Origin of the sequence: Phyllobacterium sp. 22552, assembly GCF_052044585.1 — a bacterium.
Lineage (GTDB): Bacteria > Pseudomonadota > Alphaproteobacteria > Rhizobiales > Rhizobiaceae > Phyllobacterium > Phyllobacterium ifriqiyense.
In genome coordinates, this window is record NZ_JBQENG010000001.1 from 104,739 (window position 1) to 119,732 (window position 14,994).

Consider the following 14,994-nt stretch of genomic DNA (forward strand, 5'->3'; position numbering starts at 1 on the left):
GCGATAGTCCTTCCCTTTTGGGGGAAGGACATCAGTGCCCGGAAGAGGTCATGAGTTGCGATTGCGAAAAAGCTTCTAGAGCATTTCCAATAAAAACGGAGTCACCGTAATGCTCTATCTCTTTGTTTTTACGCATTATCCAACGCAAAACCGCTTCACACTTTTGCTGGAAATGCTCTAAATGAAAAGCGCCGAAGCCAAGGTTGAACTGATGCGCACCTTGCCAATATTTCGGCCATCCATTTCTACGATTTCATACTCGTAGTCATCGACGGTTAGCTTTTCGCCTGTGGTCGGAATATGCCCAAGATTCCACAGAATATAACCGGCGAGCGTGGTGTAACGGTCGCCGTCATCGACCAAATCCCGATCGATGAGGCTGCCCAAACGGCGGATGTCGATATAGGCATCCACCACCATGCTGCCATCTTCGGACCGCTCGAGGATCGGGCTTTCTTCACCCTCTTCAGGAAAATCACCGGCAATCGCTTCGAGAATATCGGTTGGCGTCACCACACCCTCAAACGAACCATGCTCGTCGAGGATAACGCCCATCTGAACAGTTGAACCGCGAAGCTGTTCCATCACGCGCAGAACATTGGCGTTCTCATGCAAGATGAGTGGTTGGCGTGTCACCTTTTCCCAATCGATCTTGCCGCCATCCAAAATTGCGAACAGCAAATCCTTGGTGAGCGCGACACCAACAAAATCATCCACGCGCCCTCGGGCAAGCACAACGCGGCTATGAGCGAGCGTGCGGATTTCCGCGAGCAATTCCTCATTGGTTTCATCCAGATCAAGCCACTCCACTTCGTTGCGTGGCGACATGATCGAGCGCACCGGCCGTTCGACCAGGTCAAGGACGCCGCGGATCATTTCCTTTTCTTCCGGATGGAAAACATCTGATGCAGCAGAATGTTCAGCGATGGCGTCCAGCGTGTCCGAGTGAGGCGCATCGCTGCCGCGACCACCGCCGAGAAGGCGCAGAACGGCACCAGCCGTGCGATCGCGCAAGTCCATTGTGGTGATGCGTTTTTCGCGATTGTGGCGACCAAACTGATTTGCAGCTTCCACGAGAACCGAAAAGCCAATGGCCGCGTAGAGATAGCCCTTCGGGATATGAAAGCCGAAACCTTCGATAATGAGACTGAAACCTATCATCATCAGAAATCCGAGGCAGAGGATAACCACTGTCGGATGACGATTAACGAAGCTCATCAATGGCTTTGCGGCGAGCATCATCACGCCGACGGCGACAATGACCGCAATCATCATCACTTCAAGGTGCTTGACCATGCCAACGGCGGTGATCACGCTATCCAATGAGAACACGGCATCCAGAACGACAATCTGCGCGATGACCTGCCAAAATACGGCGTGGACAGCATTGCTTTCCTTGGCTGCAAGACTTCCCTCCAGCCGCTCATGTAACTCCATCGTCCCCTTGAACAGAAGGAAAACGCCGCCCACGATCAAAATGAGATCGCGGCCGGAGAAAGCAAATCCTGCAACACTGAAAAGCGGTTCCGTGAGGGTAACGACCCAGGAGATAGAGGCGAGCAAGGCAAGCCGCATGACCAATGCCAGCGACAGGCCGACAAGTCGTGCCCGGTTACGCTGGTGCGGCGGAAGTTTGTCGGCAAGAATGGCAATGAAAACAAGATTGTCGATACCAAGCACGATCTCCAGAACGACGAGCGTCGCAAGGCCGATCCAGGCATTGGGGTCGGCAATCCATTGAAATGTCAGATCCATTGGAAGTCGGGTCCTGTTAGCGGATAAAATGAGAGCATGACTTTGCGGGCGGACCGGCTGTCAAAAACAGCACAAATCCACCAGCATAGCGGGCAAATTCAGGATAAGGGAGAATGGCGGGTTTTCGGTGCTGACGCTGCGAGTGCAGAGTCAGCATGCTTCGCAAGTCCGGCTCTTCAGATTGATCGTCCGGCATTGATGCGCGCGGTCAGTCCCTGTGTCACTGGCTGAAATTGTGAAATGTATCGGTGCCAGATGCGCATATAATGGCAGTCCCGCCGCTTTGGTTCAAGTGGCGGACAATAACAAAGCCGATACCGCGATAGATATTTCAGCCGGCAAACCCGCCTGCATCAAGGAATGCGCGTTCTTCCTCGGTGGTATCGCGGCCCAATATTATGTTGCGATGGGGAAAACGTCCGAAACGTTGAATAATGTCATAGTGGTCATTGGCATATTCGACATTTGCTGGAGAACCGTGACTGCAAAGCTCTACACAACGGCGCTGGTCGTCCACATCTTCCGAATGCATGAATGGCAGATAGAAGAATGCGCGCAGTTCCGGCGCGACAGAAATGTCATGGCCTTGTTCCAGCGCCCGATTTGCGTAATAGCGCGCCAGTTCATCGGTCGCGTACATATGACCGGTATTGCGGAAACAATTGCGGGGAAACTGATCGAGCAGGATCATGAGTGCCAGCGCACCCTCAGCCGTGTCGACCCAAGCTTCATATTCCCGTCTTGCGGCGGCGAAATGTTCGTCAAGAAATGTCTTGTGAAAAACAGTGTCGAAGGCTTCGTCCTTCTTGAACCATTTTTCCGGTCCGGCCTCACGCCAGAAGTCAGTGACTTCCTTGATTACCGACGATTGTTCCTTTGACATATTCTATCCTCTTTAGTCTGACCGGCCCACTCAGTTTGCGTCCGCAGATGCGGCAATGGGCAAGACACTTGCAGTTTCTTCGCTCAAGGGGCGTCCGGGCTGGCGTGGTTTGATCAAAGGTCCGGGAACCGGCATATTGCCCTTCATGAGATCATTGCCTGCATGTATGCCGCCAGCCAGTTGAAGATCGAGACGCTCGTCATCGCGCTGGCGGATGTCGCGGATGATCTCGGCTGCTTCTTCGGGATCAACGCCAAGTCCGATCAAGGTTGTTTGCCCGAACATGAGCGCGGATTCAAAGGTTTCGCGGAGTTGGTACTCGACGCCGATCTTGATCAGTTCAATCGTATTGCCACGATCAAATGACCGCGCATAAATCTGCACCAGCGGAAATTCGGCCTTGATGAGATGGGCGATTGAAAGAATTGTTTCTGCCTTATCGACGCAGATCAACACTGCCTGGGCGCGACCAGCACCGGCTGCGTGCAGAATATCCAGACGCGTACCATCGCCATAATAGACCTTGAAGCCGAACTGCGCGGCTGCCTGGATCATTTCTATATCATTATCAATGATCGATACGTCGACATCGCGAAGCAGCAGCGGTTGGCTGGAAATCTGGCCGAAACGGCCAAAACCGATAACCAATACCCTGCCGGTCAATCCTTCCGCTATATCAACATCCTTCAGCGCCTGCGTCTCGGCTGGCAAGATATATCGCATGCCGATAATGGCGAGAGGCGTAAGAACCATGGAGATAATGATGATTGCCGTCAGGATCGCATTGGATTCGCCATCCAGAATGCCCACTGCCGTCGCCGTGGAATAAAGCACAAAGGCAAATTCGCCGCCCTGAGCCATTACAATGGCGCGTTCCAGCGATTCGCGATGGGATGATTTCAGCATGCGAGCCACAATGTAGATCGCGATTGCTTTGACGATCATGAAGGCGGCAACGTAGAAGACCACCATTTGCCAGTTGGCGGCAACGACAGCCAGATTAAGGGACATGCCGACTGCGAGGAAGAAAAGCCCAAGCAATATGCCGCGGAATGGTTCGACATCCGCCTCCAACTGATGGCGGAAGGTGGATTCAGACAGGAGTACGCCTGCAAGGAAAGCGCCCATGGCCATGGAAAGGCCGCTGACCTGCATGACAAGCGCGGCCCCGAGCACAACCAGCAAAGCGGCAGCAGTCATAACCTCCCGGGCTCTCGTCATGGCGAGCAGGCTGAACAGGGGATTGAGCAGGTAGCGCCCCGCAATGATAAGGCCCGCGACAGCGCCAATCCCGATGCCAATATCAAGCCAACGCAACCCGCCCGCCTCGGTGGTGCTGATGGGTGCAAGAAAAGCGACCAGCGCCAGCAGCGGTACGATTGCCAGATCTTCGAAAAGCAGGATCGATACCATGCGCTGGCCTTTGGCCGAGGCAATTTCGCCGCGCTCTTCCAGCAATTGCATGACGATGGCCGTCGAGGTCAGAACAAAGCCTGCGCCTGACACGAAAGACACAGCAACGGGAAAGCCGGTTGCGATGCCAACGCCAGTCAGCAGCAGAGCACAGACGATGACCTGTAATGCACCGAGACCGAAAATCTCATTGCGCATGCCCCAAAGTTTCGTCGGCTGCATTTCCAGTCCAATAATGAACAGAAACATGACAACGCCAAGTTCAGCCACATGCAAAATGGTTTCAGGGTCAGAAAAGAAGCCAAGACCAAAGGGACCGATGACCAGTCCGGCGGCAAGATAGCCAAGCACCGATCCTAGCCCGAGCCTCTTGAACAGGGGGACAGCGACCACGCCTGCACCCAGCAGGACGACAACACTTAATAGATCGGGGCCACTTGCTTCCGCTGCCATTGTCTCTCCTGCGATGCGCAATTGCTCTGATTTTCACAGGTAAAGCGGTGGTGCCCAGCAGGCAAGCTAAAATGGACGAGATGTCCTCTACAATAATTTGAAGATTACAGCTTCCAGATCCGCTTGGCGTTTTGCGAGAAAAGTTTTGCCTTCTCATCCTCGCTACAGCCGGCAACAAGCGCATGCGTGGCAGCAACCCATGTGGCGAGGCCTCCACCCAACGTACATACTGGCCAGTCGCTTCCCCAAACCAGGCGATCAAAACCAAAACTGGCAATGACGTGGTTCACATAAGGGGCCAAAGTCTCAACGTTCCAGGTCTGCGCATCGGCATAGGCAACCACGCCGGATATCTTCGCCGTAACATTGGCGCGCTTTGCGATTTCGGTGATGCCTGCCTGCCATGGCTTGAATGCCCCGCCCTTGATATCGGGTACGCCGCAATGATCAAGAATGAACTGAACGTCGGGGGCAAGGTCGGCAAGGGTGATCGCTTTTTCGATCTGTTTGGGCAGAACGCACAGGTCAAAAGATAGCCCCGTGCCTCCAAGCTTCTTTAAATTCTCGCGAAATAATGGCTGCGCAGAAAGCTCGTCGGGCATGACGTGGAGAACGCGCCGAAAGCCCTTGACCAGTGGATTTGCGATTTGCCGCTCAAGAAAGGCAGAAAAAGCCTCATCTTCCGGGCGGCAGGAAGAGATCGCCCCCGCAATCAAGTTTCCTTCGCGTGCGGATAATTTGGCGACGTTGGTCGTTTCGCTCTCAATATCAGAGGCTGCGACGTCAACTTCCATATGCAATGCGCGGGTAATGCCGACGCGAAGTGCTTGCTGGGCATATTCTTCGTAGAGGAAATCACGGTTCAGCGCTTCCACGCTAGATAGCCAAGGATAGGACAAGACGGATTGGTCAATGAGGTGCAGGTGCGTATCAATCAATTCACTGGCCATTATTTGACTTCTCCAATCAGGCCTTACCTACGTCGGCACCGGATAGTTCTGACAGTTTTTTTGCCGTAGCAACGATCATCTGGCAGACCTGATCAACGCCGGGCGCTTCAGGAACATTAAGGACCTGAATATAGGGGCAGGTGATTGCAGCAATCGCGCGCCCATCCGGCCCGAGTACTGGAGCAGAAACGTTGAAAACCCCTCCCGTCTGGGCACTGGGCATGACCTCGTAGCCGCGTTCGCGTATCATATTCAGCCGATCACGATAGTCGTCCGGTTGTGAATTATCATCAACGTGGCGTTCATACTCGGCGATCATCAGGCTACGCTCTTCAGGCGAACGGAATGCCATCAATACATGACCGGAGCCGGTATTGAGCAAACTCATATGCGAGCCGACCCGAATTGAGATTCCCCAATATTCAGGCGCTTCCTGCTGGGCAACGACCACGACCGCCCCGCGATCAAACACGCATAAATGATTTGCCTGCTTCGATTGAACCGCAAGATCGCGCATCAAGGGCGTTGCGTAAGCCGCCAACCGCCGAACAGGGGCGTGGAGCTGTGCAAGGCCGAAAAGCTTGAGCGTCAATGAATAGCGATCACCTTCGAGCCTGGTTACATAGCCTCGGCGCACCAAGCGATCCAGCATCCGATAAAACTCGTTGGGGCTGCGGCCAAGGCGCTTGGCTATCTCCGCCTGTGTTACGCCGCCATCAATGCCGGCAAGCAGCTCCAATATATCAAGACCTTTGTCGAGTGCGGGCGCGCGATAGCGGTCACTGTCGTCTTCATCAGTCATATGCGAATACCCCCTGGAGCGCTTCTGCAATCTTTGAATCGCCTGCGCCCTGACTGTTTATTTTAGCGCAATTCCGAATAGAAAACCGGTTCCCATTTTCCTGGAATTCCTCTCATCTAGGCTTATACGAAGAACATGAGCAGATGGAAGCGGTTTCATCGCTTGACGATATGTGGCGCAAATGTTTGTATATGAATGAAGTTCCCATATATGGGTATATAATATATAAGGGCAATATACAAAGCCCGACGGGAGGATAATTTGGCTAAGATCCAGCGCGTGGAACTGCGGATGGTTGACCTGCCGCCAAAGGTGCTGCGGACGGATGCAATTCAGAGTTTTGTCAGCCAGGAAACGCCAATCGTTACAATTACCGATAGCGATGGCGCTGTGGGCACGGGTTATAGTTATACGATCGGAACGGGCGGATCGTCGGTAATGCGACTTCTTTCCGATCATCTGGCACCCAGACTGCTTGGCAAGGATGCAGACCAGATCGAAGCCATCTGGCATGATCTTGAATTTGCTACACATGCAACCACCATCGGCGCAATTACTGCGATTGCGCTTGCAGCCATTGACATCGCTCTGTGGGATTTACGGGCCAAGAAGCAGAATCTGCCTTTATGGAAACTTGCTGGCGGCGCAAAGGATCGCTGCCCGCTTTATACAACTGAAGGTGGCTGGCTGCATATTGAAAAGCAGGCTCTGGTCGATGACGCGCTGCAAGCCAAGGCAAAGGGTTTTAAAGGTGCCAAGGTCAAGATCGGCCGTCCGCATGGATCGGAAGATCTTGATCGCCTGTCGGCCGTTCGCGCTGCCGTCGGTTCCGGATTTGAGATCATGACGGATGCAAATCAGGGTTTTTCACTTGATGAAGCCATTCGGCGCTCGCACGTGTTGCGGGATATTGATCTGGCGTGGCTGGAAGAGCCGCTGCCAGCGGATGATATTGATGGGCATGTGCGCCTGTCAGCTTCTACACAAACGCCCGTGGCGGTTGGAGAATCGCTCTATTCGATCCGGCATTTCCGCGAATATATGCAAAAGGGAGCCTGCTCCATCGTTCAGGTCGATGTTGGCCGTATTGGCGGGATCACTCCCTGGCTGAAAGTGGCTCACGCAGCAGAAGCCTTCAATATTCCCGTATGTCCACACTTCCTGATGGAACTCCATGTCAGTCTGACATGCGCGGTTCAGAACGGCAAATATGTTGAGTATATTCCCCAGCTTGATGATCTGACCAAGACTCAAATGCGGATCGAGAATGGCTATGCTTTGGCACCGATGGAACCAGGTATCGGAATCGACTGGGACTGGGATGCCGTTAAAGCCCGCAGCGTGGAAGAGTTCACCACTGAAATTCGCGTTTGATGGCTGACTTAACGAGAAATGATTGCCCTGTTCAGGGCTGAAGTGCATGACTGGCATCATAAGATGCCCAATGGAGATATGAGATGACAGGCAAGCTTGAAGGCAAACGCGTTCTTATCACGGCAGCTGGACAAGGCATTGGTCGGGCTTCGGTGCTGGCTTTCGCACGCGAAGGTGCAATCGTGCATGCAACCGATATCAATCAGCAACTGCTCGATGCTTTGCCGAAGGAAGCCAATATCAAGCCGCGCAAGCTCGACGTGCTCAAGGCAGAAGAAGTGACGCAGATCATTGGCGAAATCGGCGCTATCGATGTGCTGTTTAATTGCGCTGGTTTTGTCCATGGCGGTTCAATTCTCGATATGCCGGACGCCGATCTGGATTTTGCACTTGATCTCAATGTCCGCGCCATGATCCGCACGATCAGGGCGGTACTACCGGGTATGATCGAACGTAAGGACGGTGCTATCGTCAATATGTCTTCAGTCGCCAGCAGCGTGAAAGGTGTCCCGAACCGTTTTGCCTATGGCGTGACCAAGGCTGCCGTATTGGGAATAACCAAATCGGTAGCCGCGGATTATATTACGCAGGGTATTCGCTGCAATGCGATCTGCCCCGGCACGGTGGAAAGTCCTTCGCTTGAGCAACGCATGCGCGCTGGTGGCGACTATGACGCCACGCGGGCGGCATTTATCGCGCGCCAGCCCATGGGGCGTCTGGGCCTCCCGGAAGAAATCGCTGACCTTGCCGTCTATCTTGCTGGTGCTACCTACACCACGGGACAGGCCTACAATATTGATGGCGGCTGGACAGTTTAGGAAAGACCATGACCCTCATCACTGATCTTCGCGTTTTCGATATCCGTTTCCCGACCTCGCAAAGTCTGGACGGATCGGATGCCATGAATCCTGACCCGGACTATTCGGCTGCCTATGTGGTGCTGGATACGGATGCAGGGCTTTCCGGCCACGGCCTTACCTTTACCATCGGGCGCGGCAATGAGATCTGCTGCCTTGCCATTGAGGCCATGAAACACCTTGTTATCGGCCTTGAACTTGATTGGATAAAGGAAAACCCGGGCAGGTTCTGGCATTTTATCACCGGTGACAGCCAGTTACGCTGGATCGGCCCTGATAAGGGTGCAATGCATCTGGCCACAGGCGCGGTAGTGAACGCCGTTTGGGATTTGCTGGCCAAGGAAGCGAAGAAGCCTGTCTGGCAACTGGTCGGTGAAATGACGCCGGAAGAGATCGTCAAAATCGTGGACTTCCGCTATCTTACGGACGTGCTGACGCCTGAAGAGGCGCTGGAAATTCTGCGTAGAGCAGAGGTCGGTAAGAAAGAACGTATTGAAACGCTAAAAGCAGATGGGTATCCCTGCTATACGACATCGGCAGGCTGGCTGGGCTATTCCGATGAAAAGCTCCGTCGCCTTTGTCAGGAGGCCGTGGATGCGGGCTTCAACCACATTAAGATGAAAGTCGGCCGCGATCTCGAAGATGATATCCGACGTCTTACCATCGCGCGCGAAGTGATCGGCCCTGACCGCATTCTCATGATCGATGCCAATCAGGTCTGGGAAGTGAATGAAGCCATTGATTGGGTGAACAAGCTTGCCTTCGTCAAGCCGTTCTTCATTGAAGAGCCAACGAGCCCCGACGACGTTGCGGGCCATCGCAAAATTCGGCAGGCTATCCATCCGGTGAAAGTCGCGACCGGTGAGATGTGTCAGAACCGCATCATGTTCAAACAGTTCATCGCCGAAGGCGCTATCGATGTCGTGCAGATCGATAGTTGCCGCATGGGTGGACTGAACGAAGTGCTGGCGGTGCTGCTTATCGCCGCAAAGTATGAGCTACCAGTCTGGCCGCATGCGGGCGGTGTTGGTCTGTGTGAATATGTCCAGCATCTGTCAATGATTGATTATATCGCCGTTTCAGGGACGAAAGAGGGCAGGGTTATCGAGTATGTCGATCATCTGCACGAGCATTTTGTTGATCCCTGCAACATTCAGGATGCGGCCTATATGCCACCCTCGCTGCCGGGCTTTTCAATTGAGATGAAACCGGAATCGATCAAGCAGTATTTGCATCACGGTCTTTAAAGCCTTTCCGCCCGGTAAATGAACCATCGCCGTCTCTGGTGATATTCATTGCTGACATGGAAAGGGTATTGTGCCGCCATTCTGACGTGCCGGAGTGGCGGCATTTTCTGTTTTTTCGGTCGTGTCGTCTTGTGTAAATGCGATGTCGTTTCCGCACCTATTCTTTTTATCATCCGGATGCTTTTATCAGGCTACTTGAGGTGCCGCTTTCTAGGGAAGGTGGAGAATTGGGAAGCCGGTTTAATCCCGGCGCTGCCCCCGCAACGGTAGTGGAGTGAAACGCGGCAAAATAGCCACTGGAGCATGGTTCCGGGAAGGCGCCGTGAGGCTCGCAAGAGCAACTCCAGAGCCCGGAAACCAGCCGCAAGCGATAACACCGACTGATCGCGGTGGGCGATCAAGGAGCATTGTTTTGTATGGGCAGCCATACGGACGGTCTTCTCCGTCACCACCAGTCAGTTCTTTCGCAAATGAGATGGCGAGGACACGACATGGACGCACATAGTGAACTACTCCGGAACCTGAAACACCGGAAACCTGGTTATGGCCTTGAGCAGGCTTTCTACAATGATCCGGAGTATTTCCGGTTGGATATGGAAAATATCTTCTACCGCGACTGGCTGTTTATCGGTCATGATTGCGAAGTGGCGCGACCGGGCAATTATTTTACCGTGCAGATTGGCGATTATCCGGTCGTTATCGTCCGGGACCGCGAGAAGAAAATACGCGCGTTTCATAATTCATGCCGCCATCGCGGGTCGCGCGTTTGTGCTTCTGAACGGGGCACCTCGGCGAAGCTTGTTTGCCCCTATCATCAGTGGACTTATGAACTGGATGGCCGTCTATTATTCGCGCGCCAGATGGGCGACGATTTCGATGCCAGCCAGCACAGCCTGAAGACGGTGCATTGCGAAAGCGTTGGCGGCTATATCTTCATCTGCCTTGCGCCGATTGCGCCGGATTTTGCCGCTACGCGTGCCATGATCGATCCTTATCTTGCACCGCATCGCCTCAGCGAAACCAAAGTCGCCTTTCAAAGCTCGATCGTGGAGAAGGGTAATTGGAAGCTGGTGTGGGAAAACAACCGCGAATGCTATCATTGCGCCGCCAATCATCCGGAACTCTGTAAGACGTTTCCTGAAGCACCAAGCGTGACTGGCATACAAGGCTCAAAGGATGATCCGGAAATCGTGGCGCATTGGGACAAATGCGAAGCCGCAGGTCTGCCGAGCGTGTTCCGTATCGATGAAAATGGCCAGTACCGTGCGACACGCGTGCCGCTGCTTCACGAAGCCGAGAGCTATACCATGTCGGGCAAACGTGCTGTAGCGCGTCAGCTTAGCGATGATGTGAATGCACGGCAGATCGGTTCGCTATTGCTCTATCATTATCCGACGACGTGGAATCACATTCTGGGGGATCATGCCCTTTCTTTCCGCGTTCTCCCGCTTAGCCCGACAGAAACCCAGGTCACGACCAAGTGGCTGGTGCACAAGGACGCGGTGGAAGGCGTCGATTACACCATTGAGGAACTCACGCATGTCTGGCTCGAAACCAATGATCAGGACCGCCAGATCGTTGAAGAAAATGCTTTTGGCATTCGCTCTCCTGCCTATGAGCCGGGCCCTTATTCGGTAGAGCATGAAGGCGGTGTTCTGCAATTCCTTGAATGGTATTCCAACACGATGGAAACGCGCCTTTCCGGCGACAAGCGACTGAGCAAGGTAGCGTAGTGAATATGGGCATTCCTCAAAAGTACCCGCATCTCGATCAGATGCAGCCATGGAACGACCGGCTGCATCTGCTGGAGTGCCTGTCTGTCATTGAGGAAGCGCCCAATGTGAAGACATTCACATTTCGTTCCGACAATCAAAACTGGTTCCGGTATGAGCCCGGCCAGTTCATGACGTTTGAATTGGGTACGCAGCCGGATGCGGTCCTGCGTACCTATACACTCTCTTCCAGCCCCTCGCGGCCATTTACGATTGCAATCACGGTCAAAGCGCAGGATGGCAGCATCGGCACCCGCTGGATGCTGGACCACCTCACGCCGGGCGCGCGGCTGAAAGCATTTGGGCCGCTGGGTGACTTTTCAATCTCAAAACATCCCGGCGAAAAATATCTGTTTATTTCTGCCGGATCAGGCATCACGCCTATGATGTCAATGACGCGCTGGATGCAGGATTGTGCACCACAAAGCGATATTAGTCTTGTCAGTTGCGCACGCCGCCCGAGCGATATAATTTTTCGCAAGGAACTCGAATATCTGACCAGTTGCATGCCAAATCTCAAATTGTCCTTTCTGATCAAGGAACATGAAATGGGGCAGCTCTGGACGGGTATCAGAGGCAGGCTCGAAGCGCCGAAGCTTTCGCTATTGTCGCCCGACTTCAAGGAACGGACGATTTTCTGCTGCGGTCCTGACGGATTCATGCGCGATGTTCGGGCCATGCTGGAAGAGTCCGGCTTCGATATGGCCAATTACCATCAGGAAAGCTTCGGTTCCGCCGCCGAACCTGTGCTTCCGGTAATGGACGATATTTCTACGGAGGTGTCTGAAACTGCCGCGATCGTCACTTTCTCCATGGCCGGCAAGGATGTGCACTGCGTCGCAGGCGATACAATCCTCAAGGCTGCCCGTGGTGCTGGCATTCGAATTGCCGCGGCCTGTGAATCCGGATTGTGCGGCACCTGCAAGGTCATGAAAATTTCCGGCAATGTCGATATGAACCATAATGGCGGGATTCTCGACGAGGAAATTGATGAAGGCTATATCCTGGCCTGTTGTTCCAAACCGTTGGGCAATGTCGAAGTGGAAGCCTAGAGCAAATTTTGCTCCAGCTCCCAAGCGCATTTTCGTGTTGTCGATCTCAATCCCCTTGCTTTTCCCGATGCATTGCTTGACGAAGCTCGTGTATTGCCAGAGGCCGAGATTCGCATAGAGCAGGCTGGCTCAAAGCGGTGGGGAGGAATCCAAAATGGCTGCACCAATTTTTGCTATCAATCATATCGCTACTCCTTATCTTCGCCCTGCCGCGTTTTTTCAGTTGGCGGTGGCGCTTGGCTTGCGCGATGTTGAGATTCGTAATGACCTTGGCGGCAATGCGATTATTGACGGCACAGCTGCAACTGAAATGAAGGCGCTATCGAAAGCAGCCGGCGTGCGCATTGCCACGATCAATGCCTTGCAGCGCTTTAACGAGTGGACTCCGGAACGTGAGCACGAGGCTATTGAGCTTGCGGATTATGCGCGAGACGCTGGCGCAGCGGCACTTGTTCTGGTTCCTGTCAATGATGGTACGGGTCAGGAAGAGGGTGAGCGGCAGACTAATTTGCGAAAGGCGCTGACGGCGCTAAAGCCCATTCTTGAGAGCCGCGGACTGTTGGGTTTTGTCGAACCGCTGGGCTTTGAAATTTGCTCGCTTCGTTCAAAGGGCGAGGCAGCGCATGCCATTGAGGCTATCGGGGGTAAGGCTTGTTTCAAGCTTGTCCATGACACTTTCCATCATCATCTTGCCGGAGAGCCAGAATTTTTTCCGGATTTGACAGGGCTCGTCCATATTTCCGGCGTGACGGATCCTCATGTGAGCATTGATGATATGCGTGATCCGCACAGGGTTCTGGTTGATGAGAATGATCGCCTTGGCAATGTCGATCAGATCCGCGCACTTTTGAATCAGGGCTACAAGGGCTTGTTTTCGTTTGAGCCTTTTGCAGAAGAAGTCCAGAAAATGGCTGACCCGGCACGTGCCATTTCTGCCAGTATGGCATGGATTAATACCCGATTGGGCTGAACGCCGCTTCGCTCTAAAGGCCTATATCCCATGGCGTCCCGCTTTCTGATAAGGTAGGTGCGACTATTGTTGGGAGAATGGCGATGTTCTTGCAAACGATTGACGATGAAAGCGCGACGGACGAAGTGGCCGAAATTTATGCCAGGCACAAAGCCCAGCTTGGCTTCGTCATGGACGCGACGCGCTGCTTTACGGCGCGCCCTGGTCTTTTGCCCGCCTATACAGATTTCATGGATAAAATACGGGCAGGCTTTTCGCTCGGCATGCGAGAATGGCGGCTGATCACGCTCATTGCGGCAAAGCACATCCCTTCGACCTATTGCTCGCATGTTTATGCGAAACAACTGATCGGCGATCTTGGGTCAAAGGAAATGGTACTCGCTGTCCATAGCGATTTTCGAACTGCCGGGCTTTCTGCTGCGGATGTGGAAATGCTGGTCTATGCGGAAAAGATTACGCAGGATGCTTCCAAAGTTGAACAAGAAGATATTAATCGGCTGCGCGCGGCGGGCTTCACGGATGTCCAGATATGCGACATCGCCCTTTGTGCCTCATTCCGCTGTTTTGTCAGCCGTTTTTTTGATGCGACAGGCGCTGCGCCAGAAGCAATATTTCTTGATCCAGATATCAATTTTCAAACTGCGATGACTGTCGGAAAACGTTTCTAAACTGATGAGGCACTGCGCCGTTTTTACAGGCTTCGTTGCGATAGGCTATGGCGCTATTTCAGAATCTCTTTGGCATTGACCCAAGACACTCGGTTGATTGTCATGTGATTTCGTCTTGGGTGCGACGGAACATTATCGCTCCCCCAAGGTTCCTGTATCCCAATCGACAGGAGGAAAATCATAATGAAGACACTAGCTGAAATTTTTGAACATACATTGCATGACATCTATTATGCCGAGAATGCGCTCGTCAAAGCTCTACCAAAAGTTGCGAGCGCCTCCAAAGACGCCAAACTCAAAAAGGCAGTAGAAGAGCATCTTGAAGAGACGAAGGGTCAGGTAAAGACGCTGGACCAGGTTTTCAAATCGTTGGGTCTTAAGCCGAAAGCCGAAAAATGCGATGCCATTGAAGGTTTGATCAAGGAGACGGATGGTCTTATTGAAGAGGCTTCCGGCACCGCGCTGAATGCGGGCTTGCTTGCCGCTGCGCAAGCCGTGGAGCATTATGAGATTGCCCGCTACGGTTCATTGCGGGAATGGGCTAAAACACTCGGCCATGACGAAGCTCACAAGCTGCTCAGTGAAATTCTCGATCAGGAGAAGGCAGCCAATAACAAGCTGACCAACATCGCTGTTGAGAGCGTCAACAAGCCTTAACAGGCCCTTCTATCGGACAAATTGAGCGGGTCTGGCAGGTTTGCCGGGCCCGTTTTCATGTTGGATGGACAGCGAACCATTTTGCGCAGCTGTGCAACTAATTACTTCGTCTAACTATAGTCGAGAGTTGAATCGGACTTG

Annotated in this window: 13 protein-coding genes and 1 riboswitch; of the genes, 8 read left to right on the forward strand and 5 right to left on the reverse strand. The window is 53.2% G+C overall.

Annotation, left to right across the window (positions count from 1 at the left end; translation table 11 throughout):
- Positions 1-177 precede the first annotated feature (177 nt).
- The 5 genes from ACTJI9_RS00490 to ACTJI9_RS00510 all read right to left on the reverse strand — a co-directional run bounded on the left by ACTJI9_RS00490 (position 178) and on the right by ACTJI9_RS00510 (position 6,256).
- The gene (locus ACTJI9_RS00490) at positions 178-1,755 is read right to left on the reverse strand and encodes a TerC family protein (protein WP_115052301.1); all 1,578 of its coding nucleotides are present in this window, start codon (positions 1,753-1,755) and stop codon (positions 178-180) included.
- A gap of 331 nt (positions 1,756-2,086) precedes the next feature.
- On the reverse strand, positions 2,087-2,638 hold the full coding sequence (locus ACTJI9_RS00495) for a DUF924 family protein (protein ID WP_115052303.1): 552 nt from the start codon (positions 2,636-2,638) through the stop codon (positions 2,087-2,089).
- 30 nt (positions 2,639-2,668) lie between these two features.
- Complete coding sequence (locus ACTJI9_RS00500) at positions 2,669-4,504, reverse strand: monovalent cation:proton antiporter-2 (CPA2) family protein (RefSeq protein WP_115052304.1); 1,836 nt, start codon at positions 4,502-4,504, stop codon at positions 2,669-2,671.
- A 104-nt stretch (positions 4,505-4,608) separates the two neighbouring features.
- A complete protein-coding gene (locus ACTJI9_RS00505) occupies positions 4,609-5,454 on the reverse strand; it encodes an amidohydrolase family protein (protein WP_440805334.1) in 846 nt (281 codons plus the stop codon).
- A 16-nt stretch (positions 5,455-5,470) separates the two neighbouring features.
- Complete coding sequence (locus tag ACTJI9_RS00510; RefSeq protein ID WP_115052306.1) at positions 5,471-6,256, reverse strand: IclR family transcriptional regulator; 786 nt, start codon at positions 6,254-6,256, stop codon at positions 5,471-5,473.
- 261 nt (positions 6,257-6,517) lie between these two features.
- Between ACTJI9_RS00510 and ACTJI9_RS00515 the strand changes: the two genes are divergently transcribed.
- From ACTJI9_RS00515 to ACTJI9_RS00550, 8 genes are all read left to right on the forward strand, one after another.
- Positions 6,518-7,630 carry a mandelate racemase/muconate lactonizing enzyme family protein gene (locus ACTJI9_RS00515; RefSeq protein ID WP_115052307.1) on the forward strand — a complete coding sequence of 371 codons (1,113 nt, stop codon included), beginning with the start codon at positions 6,518-6,520 and terminating at the stop codon, positions 7,628-7,630.
- Between the two features lie 83 nt (positions 7,631-7,713).
- Entirely contained in the window at positions 7,714-8,448 is a 735-nt protein-coding gene (locus tag ACTJI9_RS00520; protein ID WP_115052308.1) for an SDR family oxidoreductase, read from the forward strand.
- Positions 8,449-8,456: 8 nt separating this feature from the next.
- The gene (locus tag ACTJI9_RS00525) at positions 8,457-9,734 is read left to right on the forward strand and encodes an L-fuconate dehydratase (RefSeq protein ID WP_115052309.1); all 1,278 of its coding nucleotides are present in this window, start codon (positions 8,457-8,459) and stop codon (positions 9,732-9,734) included.
- Positions 9,735-9,915: 181 nt separating this feature from the next.
- A riboswitch (cobalamin riboswitch) is annotated at positions 9,916-10,114 on the forward strand.
- Positions 10,115-10,225: 111 nt separating this feature from the next.
- Positions 10,226-11,467: an aromatic ring-hydroxylating oxygenase subunit alpha gene (locus tag ACTJI9_RS00530; protein ID WP_115052310.1), complete on the forward strand. Its 1,242-nt coding sequence runs from the start codon at positions 10,226-10,228 to the stop codon at positions 11,465-11,467.
- A 5-nt stretch (positions 11,468-11,472) separates the two neighbouring features.
- Positions 11,473-12,558 carry a 2Fe-2S iron-sulfur cluster-binding protein gene (locus ACTJI9_RS00535; RefSeq protein ID WP_440805340.1) on the forward strand — a complete coding sequence of 362 codons (1,086 nt, stop codon included), beginning with the start codon at positions 11,473-11,475 and terminating at the stop codon, positions 12,556-12,558.
- Between the two features lie 154 nt (positions 12,559-12,712).
- The gene (locus ACTJI9_RS00540; RefSeq protein ID WP_337354424.1) at positions 12,713-13,528 is read left to right on the forward strand and encodes a TIM barrel protein; all 816 of its coding nucleotides are present in this window, start codon (positions 12,713-12,715) and stop codon (positions 13,526-13,528) included.
- An 83-nt stretch (positions 13,529-13,611) separates the two neighbouring features.
- Entirely contained in the window at positions 13,612-14,196 is a 585-nt protein-coding gene (locus ACTJI9_RS00545) for an alkylhydroperoxidase (protein ID WP_115052313.1), read from the forward strand.
- Positions 14,197-14,379: 183 nt separating this feature from the next.
- Entirely contained in the window at positions 14,380-14,853 is a 474-nt protein-coding gene (locus tag ACTJI9_RS00550; RefSeq protein WP_115052314.1) for a YciE/YciF ferroxidase family protein, read from the forward strand.
- Positions 14,854-14,994: the final 141 nt, after the last annotated feature.

Coding starts and splice junctions, on each gene's coding strand:
- ACTJI9_RS00540 (WP_337354424.1), top strand. CDS start 12,713: ATGGCTGCACCAATTTTTGCTATCAATCATATCGCTACTCCTTATCTT.
- ACTJI9_RS00520 (WP_115052308.1), top strand. CDS start 7,714: ATGACAGGCAAGCTTGAAGGCAAACGCGTTCTTATCACGGCAGCTGGA.
- ACTJI9_RS00535 (WP_440805340.1), top strand. CDS start 11,473: ATGGGCATTCCTCAAAAGTACCCGCATCTCGATCAGATGCAGCCATGG.
- ACTJI9_RS00490 (WP_115052301.1), bottom strand. CDS start 1,755: ATGGATCTGACATTTCAATGGATTGCCGACCCCAATGCCTGGATCGGC.
- ACTJI9_RS00495 (WP_115052303.1), bottom strand. CDS start 2,638: ATGTCAAAGGAACAATCGTCGGTAATCAAGGAAGTCACTGACTTCTGG.
- ACTJI9_RS00530 (WP_115052310.1), top strand. CDS start 10,226: ATGGACGCACATAGTGAACTACTCCGGAACCTGAAACACCGGAAACCT.
- ACTJI9_RS00505 (WP_440805334.1), bottom strand. CDS start 5,454: ATGGCCAGTGAATTGATTGATACGCACCTGCACCTCATTGACCAATCC.
- ACTJI9_RS00500 (WP_115052304.1), bottom strand. CDS start 4,504: ATGGCAGCGGAAGCAAGTGGCCCCGATCTATTAAGTGTTGTCGTCCTG.
- ACTJI9_RS00525 (WP_115052309.1), top strand. CDS start 8,457: ATGACCCTCATCACTGATCTTCGCGTTTTCGATATCCGTTTCCCGACC.
- ACTJI9_RS00545 (WP_115052313.1), top strand. CDS start 13,612: ATGTTCTTGCAAACGATTGACGATGAAAGCGCGACGGACGAAGTGGCC.
- ACTJI9_RS00510 (WP_115052306.1), bottom strand. CDS start 6,256: ATGACTGATGAAGACGACAGTGACCGCTATCGCGCGCCCGCACTCGAC.
- ACTJI9_RS00550 (WP_115052314.1), top strand. CDS start 14,380: ATGAAGACACTAGCTGAAATTTTTGAACATACATTGCATGACATCTAT.